The following is an 11,904-nucleotide window of genomic DNA, read 5'->3' as shown; positions in this document are numbered from 1 at the left end:
GCAAACACACGATAGCGACCCTCAGACCGCACACGGTCCAGAGCACTACGGAAGGCGTGGGCGTAGTCCATCCTAGCGACGCGTCTCGCGCAGGTCGGCCAGGGCGTTGCGGGCCCAGACCACGCCCAGCACGACCATGAACAGGGCGTAGCCGGCGAGCACGAGCGTCAGGAATGGGGTCATCGGAATCTCCTCTCAGCGAGGCGCAGGATTCCGCAGGCCCTCCCGGGCCGCCTTGATCGGGATCAAGACCCGCTTCAGGCCGAGGGCCGGTCCTCGGGGTCCTCGACCAGGATGCGGGCGGCGTCGCCCACAGGATCTTCGTACTGCCCCGCCTTGAGGCTCCACCAGAAGGCGGCGACCGCCATCAGGCCCAGGCCCAGCGAGAAGGGGGCCAGGAACAGGACGATGTTCATCGGCGGGCTCCGGTGCGCAGCGCGTTGAGGGTGACCACCAGCGACGAGCCGGACATGGCGATGGCCGCAACGAACGGGTTCACCAGGCCCACCATGGCCGCCGGCGCGGCGATCAGGTTGTAGAGGGCCGCCAGGCCGAAGTTCTCCATGGCGCGGGCCCGGGCGCTGCGGGCCACATCGACGGCGTCCACGACGGTCATGAGGCTCTCGCCCGAGAAGACCAGGTCGGCGGCGTTCTGGCTCGCCTCCAGCGCCGTGCCGGGCGCCATGGCGGCGTGCGCCTTGGCGAGGGCGCCGGCGTCGTTGAGGCCGTCGCCCACCATCAGCACCTTGCGCCCCTGGCGGGTCAGTTCGTCGACGATGGCCGCCTTGTCGGCCGGCGTGCATCCGGCCCGCCACCGGGCGACGCCGGCGGCGGCGGCGGCCCGCTCCACCGGTCCCGGCAGGTCGCCCGACAGGATCTCGGCCGACAGGCCGCGGGCGCGCAGCGCGGCGACTGTCTGCGCCACGTCGGCCCGCATCGGATCGACGAAGGCGAAGCGGATGCGGATGTCGTTGTCGAAGCCGAACCACAGCTCGGTCTCGGCGGCGTGGCTCTGCACGCCCAGGAAGGCCGCCTTGCCCAGCCGGCAGCGGCGGCCGTCGACGACCCCTTCGACGCCCTCGCCGGGATGCTCCGTCACGTCCTCAGCCAGGGGGCCGTCGCCCGCCGCCTCGGCCAGGGCGTGGGCCAGGGGATGGCGCGAGGCGCGGGCCAGCGGCGCGGCCATGGCGATGGCGGCGGCGGCGGTGTCCCTCAGGCGCGGACGACCCAGGGTGAGCACGCCGGTCTTGTCGAAGATCACGTGGTCCACGTCGGCCAGGCGCTCCAGCGCCGCCCCGGACTTCACCAGCACGCCCCGGCGGAAGAGGCGCGCCGAAGCCGTGATCTGGACCGCCGGAACAGCGAGGCCCAGGGCGCAGGGGCAGGTCACGATCAGCACGGCGACGGCCCGGATCAGCGCCTCGCGCGGGCCGAGGCCCAGCGCCCAGCCACCCGCGAACGTCAGCAGGGCCACGGTGTGGACGACGGGCACGTAGATGGCGGCCGCCTTGTCGGCCAGCCGCACGTATTTCGACTTGGACTGCGCGCCCATCTCCACCAGCCGGGCGATGGCGGCCAGGGCGGAATCCTCGGAGCGGGCGGAGGCGCGCAGCCGCAGGGCGCCGGACAGGTTCAGGGCTCCGGCCCGGCAGGCCTGGCCCGCGGCGACCGCCACGGGCGCGGTCTCGCCGGTGAGGAGGCTGTTGTCGAGTTCGGACGCGCCCGAGACGATCTCGCCGTCCACCGGCAGGCGGTCGCCGGGCCGGACCAGCAGGAGATCCCCGGGCTGGACCTTGTCCACCGGCGTGGCGGTGAGCACGTCGCCGGCGCCGATCAGCGTGGCCGTCGGCGCCTGCAGGGCCAGGAGGTCCGCCGCCGCGCTCGAGGCTCGGGCGCGCAGCCGGTGTTCCAGCCAGCGCCCGATCAGCAACAGGAACAGCAGCGACACCGCCGCGTCGAAATAGGCGTCCCGCCCGCCCAGCACCGTCTCGGAGAAGCTGATCGCCAAGGTGAGGATGACGCCGATCGAGATCGGCACGTCCATGTTCGCCCGCCGCGCCTTCAGCGAGCGCCAGGCCGAGCGGAAGAAGGGCATGCCCGCGTAGAGCGCGCACGGCGCCCCCACGATGCCCGAAAACCACATCATCAGGACGCGCGTCGCCGGCCCCAGCTCCTGCCCGAAGAGGCCGGCCCAGATCGGCACCGAGAACATCATGGTGTTCATGACGCCGAAGCCGGCGACGGCCATGGCCAGGATCAGCTGGCGGCCTTCGCGGTCGTGCGCCTCCCGGGCTTGTCCGGGATCGTACGGCGTCGCCGGGTAGCCCAGGCGCGCCAGGGTGTCGACCACGCCGCCCGCATCCCCGGCGCCGGCGCGGAATTCGACGGTGAGCCGCTTCTGCGTGAGGTTCAGCCGTGCGGCGGCGACGCCCGGCAGCGCCTGCATCTCGCGCTCGATCTTGGCCATGCAGCCGGCGCAGCGGGCGTCGGGGACCAGCAGGTCCAGGCTGCTGCGCCCGTCCTCGCGCCGTGAGAGGAACGCCCCCAGGTCCGTGCGCGCGGCCTCGTAGGTCAGGGCCATGTGAGCCTCCGCTCGGCGACGAAGGCGCCGCCCTGCGGTCCTCGCGCCTCCGCGGTGAGATCCCAGGCGCCGTCCAGCCGGCCCGCCGGGGCCACGTAACGGCCGGGGCCATCTTCGACGAACCGCAACTCGACCCGGCCCGCATCCGTGGCGGGGCGGCGCAGCCGGCCGCTGATGGCCAGACCCTGCAGGGCGCGGCCGTCGCGGTCGCGGAATTCGAGGGCCACCTGCCCCGGTTCGGCCCCTGCCGAGGCGCGCCAGCCGAGCCGCTCCTGCGCCTCCAACTGGGCGATGCGGCGATTGTAGAGCAGGCCGTCCTCGTAGGGCGTCACCGAAACCTGTCCGGGGAAGGTGCGGATCGCGATCACCATGAAGCTCGCATCCACCGCGATGATCACCGCGAAGAAGGCGCTGACGCCCGCCAGCACGTGCCAGCCGCGCACCTCGAAGGGGCGCCGGGGGGTGTTGGGGACAAGGCTCATGGGGCGCTCTCCGCTCCGGTGAGGAAGGTGGTCTTGGCCTCGGCGCTCGCCTTGTCGCCGCGGATGGTGAAGACGGCGGGCAGGCTGGCTTCGGTCGCTCCGGCGGGGGCGGTCACGAACACCCGCAGGCCCCGCACCTCGTTGGCCGGAACGGTGGTGCGCACCACGGCGCCGGGCGGATCGCCGGGCGCGCTGAGGCGGGCGCCGGGCACGCCGACGATGGCGATCTCGACGGTCTGGGCCGTGAAGGTCCGGTTGGCGATCTTCAGCGTATAGCCGTTGCGCACCGACCCATCGTGCAGCCGCACGAACATCGGGTTTCGGTCGCGCAGGGCGTGCAGATCGAGAGGCTCGCGGTTCAGCAGACCCCAGCCGACCAGGCTGGAGACCAGCACCAGGGCCAGGGCGTAGTAGAGCGTGCGGGCGCGGACGAACTGGTAGGACGGCTTGCGGCCGGCGGCCCGTTCGGACACCGCGAAATCGGTGTCGTAGGCGATCAGGTCGCGGGGACGGCCTACCCGGTCCATGATCTCGTCGCAGGCGTCGATGCAGAGGCCGCAGTTGATGCATTCCAGCTGCGGCCCGTTGCGGATGTCGATGCCCATGGGACAGGCGACCACGCAGGCGTGGCAGTCGATGCAGTCGCCCCGGCCCTCCCAGCCCTGGCCCTTCTTGTGCGGCCCGCGCAGTTCGCCCCGGTCGCGCCGGTAGGTGACCTGCAGGGAGTGGTCGTCCAGCATCGCGCCCTGGATGCGGGGCCAGGGGCACATGTAGATGCAGACCTGCTCGCGCATGTGGCCGGCGAACACATAGGTGGTGGCCGTCAGCAGCGCGCACGAGATGTACGAGGTCATCGGCGCCTGGCCGGTCCAGAATTCGGTCAGCAGGGTCGGCGCGTCGCGGAAGTAGAAGATCCAGGCGCCGCCGGTGGCGAAGGCCACGCCCAGCCAGACCGCGTGCTTGCCACCCTTGCGCCAGAGCTTGTCGAACGACCAGGGCGCGGCCGCGAGGCGCATGCGCGCGTTGCGGTCGCCCTCGAACATCCGCTCAACGTAGATGTAGAGGTCCGTCCAGACGGTCTGGGGGCAGGCGTAGCCGCACCAGAGCCGGCCGAACAGCGCCGTCACCAGGAACAGCGCCAGGGCCGCCATCACCAAAAGGCCGGTGATGAAATAGACCTCCTGCGGCCAGAGCTGGATGCCGAAGAAGTAGAAGCGGCGGCCGAAGAAATCGACCAGCACAGCCTGGTCCGGCAGGGCGCCGGGGCGCTCCCACCGGATCCACGGCGTGATGTAGTAGATCGCCAGGGTCGCGATGAGCAGCGCCCACTTGATCCGCCGCCACTTGCCGTGGACCAGCTTGGGGTAGATCGGCACGCGCGGCTTGTAGAGGCCGCCCGTGTCCTTGGCCTTGGCGCGCGCCCGCTCGGCCGCGGACTGCGGGCCGGAGCCCGGGCCGTCCGGCGGTTCGCGGTTCGCGACGGTGTTGATGACGGTGGTCACCGGCCGGCGGCTCCTGCGGCGACGGCCTCCCCGGCCACCGGCATGGGCGCCGGGGCCACGACCGGCTCGGCGACCCCGCCGGCGTTGGCGTGCACGTACACGGCCAGCGCCTTGATCGTCTCCGGCGAGAAGCGGGCTTCCCAGGTGGGCATGACGCCGTTGCGGCCGTTGAAGATCTGTTCGTGGATCGCGGCCCGGTCGGAGCCGTAGAGCCATTCGGCGTCGGTCAGGTTCGGGATGCCCTGAGCCATGTCGCCGGTCCCGGCCGGGCCGTGGCAGGCCGAGCATTGGTCGGCAAAAGTCTGGCGCGCCCGGCCCACCGCCGCGGCGTTGGCCTTCCGGCCCGACAGCGCCATCACATATTCGGTGAGGTCGCCGATCTGGGCTTCGGTCAGGAGCTGGTCACGGCCGAACGCCGGCATGACCTTCTCGCCCAGGGCCGTGGCGTGACCCGACCGCACGCCCACCTGGATGGTGTGGCGGATCTGGTCCAGCTTGCCGCCCCAGAGCCAGACGTCGTCCCGCAGGTTCGGATAGCCCCTGCCGCCCGCGCCGCCGGCGCCGTGGCAGGTGGCGCAGTTGTCGCCGAACACCGACGTGCCGACCTGCATGGCATAGGCCTGCAGCTCGGGATCGGCCTCGATCTCCTGGAGGCTGGCCGAGCGCAGCCGGCTCTCGCCCGCCTGGCGCTGGGCGGCCAGGCCTTTCAGCTCGCTCACCACCTCGGCCCGGTCGGAATGTTCCAGGATGCCGCGGGTGTAGCCGGTGAGGCCGGGCCAGGCCGGCATCAGCACCCAGTAGACGGCGGCCACGGCGATCGAGCCGTAGAACACCCACAGCCACCAGCGCGGCAGCGGCGTATCGAGCTCCTTGATCCCGTCCCACTCGTGGCCGGTGGTTTCGGTGCCGGAGTGTTCGTCTCTTTCGCGCTCAGACATGGGGCGCCTCGTCATCTTCAAGCGGGAGTTGGGCGAGGCGCTGGAACGCCTGCTTGTGGCGCGGCCAGAGTGCGTATCCGACGCCGGCGGCGAAGATCAGGCCGAAGAACACCGTCCCGCCCTGCTGGGCGAAGGTGGCCACGGTCTCGTAGGTGAGGCCGCTCATCGCATGTTCCTCGGGTCTTCCGCCTTGTAGGTGCGGAAATCGACCATGGTCCCCAGCACCTGGAGGTAGGCGATCAGGGCGTCCATCTCCGACAGCTTCTGCGGATTGCCGTCGAAGTCGCGCTGCTGGACCTTGGCCCCGTAGCGCTTCTTGAGGGCCGAGGTCTCGCCCGCGAACGGGTCGACCTGCTGCTCCAGGTCCGCGGCGGCGTTGGCGATCTGCGCCTTGGTGTAGGGCACGCCGACGGTGGTCAGGGTGGCCAGGCGCTTCTCGATGGCGCGGTAGTCGAGGTCCGTCTGCGCCAGGAACTTGTAGGGCGGCATGTTGGACTCGGGCACCACCGAGCGCGGATCGGTCAGGTGGTCGTGGTGCCAGCTGTCGGAGTACTTGCCCCCGACCCGGGCCAGGTCAGGCCCGGTCCGCTTCGACCCCCACTGGAACGGGTGGTCGTACATGCTCTCCGCCGCCAGGCTGTAGTGGCCATAGCGCTCGACCTCGTCGCGCAGCGGTCGGATCATCTGCGAGTGGCAGACGTAGCAGCCCTCGCGGACGTAGATGTCCCGGCCGGCCTGCTCGAGCGGGGTGTAGGGGCGGACCCCCTGCACCTTCTCGATCGTGCTCTCCAGGTAGAAGAGCGGGCTGATCTCGACGAGGCCGCCGATCGACACCACGATGATGATGCCGAGGACCAGGATGAGCGAGTGACGCTCGAACTTCTCGTGACGCTTCCACATGTGCGGGGCCCTACTCAGCCGCCATCAGGGCGGGGACGCCGGCGGCCTGCGGGTCCGCTTTCACGGACCTCGGCATACGGACCGTGCGCCACAGGTTGAAGGACATGATCACCGCGCCCGCCAGGAACATGAGGCCCCCGACCGTCCGGATGATGTTCTCGATATGCTTGGCCGCGACGGTCTCGACGAAGGCGTTCGCGAGGTAGCCCTGCGGCGTATATTCCCGCCACATCAGGCCCTCCATGATCCCGGAGACCCACATCGCGGCGATGTAGAGAAGGATGCCGGTGGTCGCGATCCAGAAGTGCCACTCGACCAGCTGGTTCGAGTACAGGCGGTCCTTCTTCCACAGCCAGGGCACCAGGCAGTAGATCGCCCCGAAGCTGATGAAGCCGACCCAGCCGAGCGCGCCGGAGTGCACGTGGCCGATGGTCCAGTCGGTGTAGTGGCTGAGGGCGTTGACCGCCCGGATCGACATCAGCGGGCCTTCGAAGGTCGACATGCCGTAGAAGGCGATGGCCACCACCATCATCCGGACGACCGGGTCGGTGCGCAGCTTGTCCCAGGCCCCCGAGAGGGTCATCAGGCCGTTGATCATCCCACCCCAGGACGGCATCCACAGCATGATCGAGAAGGTCATGCCCAGGGTCTGGGCCCACTGCGGCAGGGCCGTGTAGTGGAGGTGGTGAGGGCCCGCCCAGATGTAGATGAAGATCAGCGACCAGAAGTGGACGATCGACAGGCGGTACGAATAGACCGGCCGCTCCACCCGCTTGGGCACGAAGTAGTACATCATGGCCAGGAAGCCGGCCGTGAGGAAGAAGCCCACGGCGTTGTGGCCGTACCACCACTGGATCAGCGCATCCTGGACGCCCGCGGCCGCCGAGTAGCTCTTGGCTTCCAGCAGGCCGACGGGGACCGCCGCGTTGTTGATCAGGTGCAGGATGGCGATCGTGACGATGAAGGCCAGGTAGAACCAGTTGGCCACATAGATGTGCGGCTCCTTGCGCTTCCAGATCGTGCCCAGGAAGACCAGCAGGTAGGCGACCCAGACGATCGTCAGCCACAGGTCGACGTACCACTCGGGCTCGGCGTACTCGCGGCTCTGGGTGATGCCGGCCAGGTAGCCGGTCGCGGCCAGGACGATGAAGAGCTGGTAGCCCCAGAACACGAACCAGGGCCAGGCGCCGCCGGCAAGGCGGGCGCGGCAGGTGCGCTGCACGACATAGAAGGAGGTCGCGATCAGGGCGTTGCCGCCGAAGGCGAAGATGACCGCCGAGGTGTGCAGCGGCCTGAGCCGGCCGAAGTTCAGAAAGGGCGCGTCCGGGAAGTAGAAGACCGTCGGCCAGGTGAGCTGGGCGGCGATCAGCACGCCCGCGGCCAGGCCCGCGATCGCCCAGAACATGGTCGCGATCACGCCGGCCCGGATGACGCCGTCGGCGTACCGGGTCTGGTCGCTGCGGAACCGGCCGGAGCCCAGGCCCACCGTCATCGTCAGGAAGGCGACGAGGAAGCCCACGAGCATCACGTAGCCGTGGAACCTGAAGGACGGATCCTTGGTGAATGCTGTGCCCAGCAACGCGGCGAACGCGGCGAGGCCAGTGAAGGTGTAGAGCGCGATCGCGTCGAAGGGCGCGTCGTCGCTTCGGGCTGCAGCCTGAGTCATGGATCCCACGGGTGCTTAAAGAGACGGCCTGCTTTGCCGCACCGCGGAATCCCGCACCTTGATCTCGCTCAATGACGCCCCACCGCGCCTGCGACACCCTGGCGCGGTAGACGGAGACCTTCAGGATGCGACGAGCGGCCCTGCCCCTGCCCAGCGAAGATCAGGTGATGCGCCTCGGCGTCGCGCTGATCGGCCTGGTGCTGTTGGCAAGCGCCGCGCTCGCGGCCGATCTGGCCCAAGAGCACATGCGCACCCTGGGCGTCATCTGTGGCGCCAGCCCCCACCCCCATTGCGGCTGGTGCTTCGGTGCGGTGAGCCTCGGCCTGGCGGGGCTCACCGCGTTCGCCGTGGCGTTGCGGCCCCGGATGCTTTCGAAGCTCAGGTTTGCTTCAGATCAAGGCCGCGCTTGATCGGCCCTGGCAAACCCCTCGCCAAGCGGCGCTACGCCGCTCAAGAAGGGGATAGAAGATGACTACCAAGTTCGGAGCCGCGGCGCTCGTCGCCGCACTCGCGGTCGCCGGCGTCGCCCAGGCGCAGGACTTCAAACCGAAGGCCAAGGGCGACATCGTCCTGAACGTCCGCGTCACCGACGTCGCGCCGACGGGCAGCGACCCGATCGTCACCCTGGCGGGCGCCGCCACCGGCCTGCGGGCCAAGGCCAGCTACGACGTGATGCCGACGGTCGGGCTGACCTATTTCCTGACCGACAACATCGCCGTGGAAGCCATCGCCGGCACCACGAACCACACCGTCCGCGCCAAGGGCCCGGGTGTCGATGTGAAGGTCAAGGAAACCTGGGTCCTGCCGCCGATCGTGACCCTGCAATACCACTTCGCGCCGCAGTCCCGCGTCAGCCCCTACGTGGGTGCGGGCGTGAACTACATGCTGTTCTACAGCGGCTCGGACAAGAACGGCTTCAACCTCCACATCGACGACGGCTTCGGCGCGGCCCTGCAGGCGGGCGTCGACATCGCCATGCGCGACCAGTGGACGATCAACCTGGACGCCAAGAAGGTGTTCTTCGAGACCGACGCCGTGGACCGCACCAACGGGATCAAGACCAAGGTCACCCTGAACCCGTGGGTCCTGTCGGCGGGCGTGGGCTATCGGTTCTGAGGCCGTTGATCCTGCGCAAGGCGGCCTTCTGAGCCCTGACCTATCGTGGTTCTCAAAAGGGAGGACCGACGATGAACCGGCTCAAAGGCAAGGTCGCCGTGATCACGGGTGGCGCGCTCGGCCTCGGGCGCGCCACCGCGCTGCGCATGGCGGAGGAAGGCGCGGCGGTCGCCATCACCGACGTGCTCGCCAAGGAGGCCGGCGACTTCGCCGACGACCTCGCCGCCCGCGGGTTCCAGGCCTGCAGTTGGCCGCTCGACGTCTCCAGGGAAGCCGACGTCCAGCGCGTCATGGACCAGGTGGCCCAGCGGTTCGGCCGCATCGACATCCTGGTGAACAACGCCGGTGTCGCCGGCGCCAGCAAGCCCACTCACGAGATCACCGAGGCCGAGTGGGACTTCGTCCAGGCGATCAACGTCAAGGGTGTGTTCTTCTGCACCAAGCACGCCATCCCGCACCTGCGGCGCGCGGGCGGCGGCAGCATCATCAACCTCAGCTCCATCTACGGCCTGGTCGGCGGGCCCGACGTGCCGCCCTACCATGCGTCCAAGGGGGCGGTCCGGCTGATGAGCAAGACCGACGCCCTGATCTACGCCCCCGACCGGATCCGCGTGAACTCGATCCACCCGGGCTTCATCTGGACGCCCATGGTGGAAGGCTACCTGAAGGACGCCGGCGACGACCCGGCCGGCCGGTCCGGGCTCGATTCGCTTCATCCGCTCGGCCACATCGGCGAGCCGGACGACATCGCCTGGGGCTGCGTCTACCTGGCCTCCGACGAAGCCAAGTTCGTCACCGGCGCAGAGCTGGTGATCGACGGCGGCTACACGGCGCGCTGAGCTCGTCGTGCCCGCCTTCAGCCTTCCCGCCCTCCTGCGCGCCCTGGCGGTCTGGGCCCTGATCGTGCTGGCCGAGAGCGGCCAGGGCGCGCTCCGCCGCCTGATCGCCGACCCGGACCTGGAGTTCGCGATCCGCCAGCTGTCGGTCGTCACCGGGGCCGCGATCATCTTCGCCATCACCTGGGCGAGCCTGCGCTGGATGCGCATCCGGACGGCGGGCGGCGCCCTGGCGATCGGCGGCCTGTGGGTGGCCCTGACGCTCGCCTTCGAGATCGGCCTGGGCCGCGTCCTCGGCTTGAGCTGGGACCGCATCCTGGCCGACTATGACCTCCTGCACGGCGGGCTGATGCCCCTCGGCCTGCTGGCGATGGCCCTGACCCCCTGGGCGGCCCGCCGGCTTCAGGCGGGGCGGACGCAGCCGACGCCGAACACGGTCGCCCCCGGTCCCCGGAGTACGCCATGAAGCACGCCGTGATCCTCGCCCACCCGGCCCGCAAGAGCCTCAACGCCGAGATCGCCCGGACCTATGCCGAGACGGTGGAGCGATTGGGGCACGAGGTGCTGGTGCGCGACCTCTACGCCATGCGCTTCGACCCGTGCCTGAAGGCCTCCGAGATCCCCGGGCCGAAGCCGCCGAAGTTCCGGGACGATGTGGTGCGCGAGCGCGAGCGGTTGGCCGACGTCGACGTCTTCGCCTTCGTCTATCCGATCTGGTTCAACGCCCCGCCGGCCATCCTGAAGGGCTATGTCGACCGCGTCTTCGGCATGGGCTTCGGGTTCGGCCCCGGGTTCGGGGGCACCGAACCCCGCCTGACCGGCCGGCGGCTGATCAGCTTCTCCACCTCCGGCGCGCCCGACCACTGGATGCGCGAGACCCATGCGCTGAGCGACCTCACCCGCTTGTTCGACGCCCACCTGGGCGGGACCTGCGGCCTGAAGGTGGTGGATCACGCCCACTTCGGCGGCATGGTGTCCGACATTACCAAGGAGGCGTTCGAGGCGGTGATCGCCAAGGTCCGGACCGTGGCCGCCGCCCACTTCCGCGCCCACCCGCCGCGCACGGCCTGAGCCCGACAAAAGCGCGCCCCAGCCGCGGAACGGCTGGGGCGTCCAGTCTGCCGATCCGGGAAGCGGGGGCGCCTTCCGGACGGGATCCACCGGCGCGGGGCTCGAGGCCTGCTTGCTTGGGGGCGAGGGCGGGCCTCCGGTCCAGGACCAGTCCCGACAACTAATCACCGATAATCTGACCGCGCTTTGCGCGAGGTCAAAACCGTCGGGTCTTTCACACCGGAGCCCGGCGCGCCGGGCGGGCGGCGGCCTGGCTGGCCGACGTCACCGCCTTGGGCAAGGCGGCCGCCAGCTTGCGGTCCCAGCCGTAGATGTCCGGTCGGAAGCCGACCCGACCGTCGGGCTCGACCCGTACGGTCCAGTGGACCACGTAGAGGGGCAGGCGGCGCGCCAGACCGATCCGGCGGGTGACACCGGCGGCGATCCCCGCGTCCAGCGTCTCGGCGGACATGCCCTGGGGCCCGAGCAGGGTCAGCGCCAGGGCCCGGGGCTCCTGCAGCCGCATGCAACCGTGGCTGAAGGCGCGGACCGGCTGGGCGAACAGGCCCTTGGCGGGCGTGTCGTGCAGATAGACGCCGAAGCGGTTCGGCACGTCGAACTTGATCACCCCGAGGGAATTCTTCGGCCCAGGGCGCTGCTGCAGCCGCCCGTCCACCCACCGGATGCCCATGCTGGCCAAGTACCCCGGCCGCCGCGCCTCGGTCGGCAGGAGTTCGTTGCGGGCGATCGAGGCGGGCACGTTCCACGGCGGATTCAGGATCACCCCTTCGACCTGGGCCGAGAACATCGGCGTGGGGTGCTTGGGGCTGCCG

The 11,904-nt window shown here is 70.1% G+C and carries 14 protein-coding genes; 5 read left to right on the top strand and 9 right to left on the bottom strand.

Features of this window, described 5'->3' with window-relative positions; genetic code table 11:
- Window positions 1-257: 257 nt before the first annotated feature.
- From ccoS to ccoN, 8 genes are read right to left on the bottom strand one after another with little or no spacing between them, the layout of a single operon-like run.
- On the bottom strand, window positions 258-416 hold the full coding sequence (gene ccoS / locus AX721_RS24600; RefSeq protein ID WP_068878603.1) for a cbb3-type cytochrome oxidase assembly protein CcoS: 159 nt from the start codon (window positions 414-416) through the stop codon (window positions 258-260).
- Window positions 413-2,581 carry a heavy metal translocating P-type ATPase gene (locus tag AX721_RS24595; RefSeq protein WP_156467362.1) on the bottom strand — a complete coding sequence of 723 codons (2,169 nt, stop codon included), beginning with the start codon at window positions 2,579-2,581 and terminating at the stop codon, window positions 413-415. Before AX721_RS24595 ends, ccoS begins: the two co-directional genes overlap by 4 nt.
- A complete protein-coding gene (locus AX721_RS24590) occupies window positions 2,572-3,063 on the bottom strand; it encodes a FixH family protein (protein WP_068878602.1) in 492 nt (163 codons plus the stop codon). Before AX721_RS24590 ends, AX721_RS24595 begins: the two co-directional genes overlap by 10 nt.
- Window positions 3,060-4,553: a cytochrome c oxidase accessory protein CcoG gene (ccoG, locus tag AX721_RS24585; RefSeq protein ID WP_068878604.1), complete on the bottom strand. Its 1,494-nt coding sequence runs from the start codon at window positions 4,551-4,553 to the stop codon at window positions 3,060-3,062. Before ccoG ends, AX721_RS24590 begins: the two co-directional genes overlap by 4 nt.
- A gap of 8 nt (window positions 4,554-4,561) precedes the next feature.
- On the bottom strand, window positions 4,562-5,503 hold the full coding sequence (gene ccoP / locus AX721_RS24580; RefSeq protein ID WP_068878601.1) for a cytochrome-c oxidase, cbb3-type subunit III: 942 nt from the start codon (window positions 5,501-5,503) through the stop codon (window positions 4,562-4,564).
- Window positions 5,496-5,669 carry a cbb3-type cytochrome c oxidase subunit 3 gene (locus AX721_RS24575; RefSeq protein WP_068878600.1) on the bottom strand — a complete coding sequence of 58 codons (174 nt, stop codon included), beginning with the start codon at window positions 5,667-5,669 and terminating at the stop codon, window positions 5,496-5,498. The genes ccoP and AX721_RS24575 overlap by 8 nt, the downstream gene beginning before the upstream one ends.
- Window positions 5,666-6,403: a cytochrome-c oxidase, cbb3-type subunit II gene (gene ccoO / locus AX721_RS24570; RefSeq protein ID WP_068878599.1), complete on the bottom strand. Its 738-nt coding sequence runs from the start codon at window positions 6,401-6,403 to the stop codon at window positions 5,666-5,668. The genes AX721_RS24575 and ccoO overlap by 4 nt, the downstream gene beginning before the upstream one ends.
- A gap of 10 nt (window positions 6,404-6,413) precedes the next feature.
- On the bottom strand, window positions 6,414-7,895 hold the full coding sequence (gene ccoN / locus AX721_RS24565; protein ID WP_231733360.1) for a cytochrome-c oxidase, cbb3-type subunit I: 1,482 nt from the start codon (window positions 7,893-7,895) through the stop codon (window positions 6,414-6,416).
- A 299-nt stretch (window positions 7,896-8,194) separates the two neighbouring features.
- Here ccoN and AX721_RS24560 point away from each other — a divergent pair, with 299 nt between their 5' ends.
- From AX721_RS24560 to AX721_RS24540, 5 genes are all read left to right on the top strand, one after another.
- Window positions 8,195-8,479 carry a hypothetical protein gene (locus tag AX721_RS24560; RefSeq protein WP_068878597.1) on the top strand — a complete coding sequence of 95 codons (285 nt, stop codon included), beginning with the start codon at window positions 8,195-8,197 and terminating at the stop codon, window positions 8,477-8,479.
- Between the two features lie 58 nt (window positions 8,480-8,537).
- Complete coding sequence (locus tag AX721_RS24555; protein ID WP_068878596.1) at window positions 8,538-9,185, top strand: OmpW family protein; 648 nt, start codon at window positions 8,538-8,540, stop codon at window positions 9,183-9,185.
- A gap of 71 nt (window positions 9,186-9,256) precedes the next feature.
- The gene (locus AX721_RS24550) at window positions 9,257-10,024 is read left to right on the top strand and encodes an SDR family NAD(P)-dependent oxidoreductase (RefSeq protein ID WP_068878595.1); all 768 of its coding nucleotides are present in this window, start codon (window positions 9,257-9,259) and stop codon (window positions 10,022-10,024) included.
- A gap of 7 nt (window positions 10,025-10,031) precedes the next feature.
- A complete protein-coding gene (locus AX721_RS24545; RefSeq protein WP_068878594.1) occupies window positions 10,032-10,487 on the top strand; it encodes a hypothetical protein in 456 nt (151 codons plus the stop codon).
- Window positions 10,484-11,092, top strand: coding sequence for an NAD(P)H-dependent oxidoreductase (locus AX721_RS24540; RefSeq protein ID WP_068878593.1), 609 nt, complete (start codon window positions 10,484-10,486; stop codon window positions 11,090-11,092). The genes AX721_RS24545 and AX721_RS24540 overlap by 4 nt, the downstream gene beginning before the upstream one ends.
- A gap of 214 nt (window positions 11,093-11,306) precedes the next feature.
- Here the strand turns inward: AX721_RS24540 and AX721_RS24535 are convergent.
- Window positions 11,307-11,904: L,D-transpeptidase family protein (locus AX721_RS24535; protein WP_156467361.1), on the bottom strand; the 598-nt coding region annotated here is incomplete at its 5' end.

This window comes from Phenylobacterium sp. CCH9-H3 (assembly GCF_001557235.1).
Lineage (GTDB): Bacteria > Pseudomonadota > Alphaproteobacteria > Caulobacterales > Caulobacteraceae > Phenylobacterium.
This window is presented reverse-complemented; position numbering and strand designations above follow the sequence as displayed.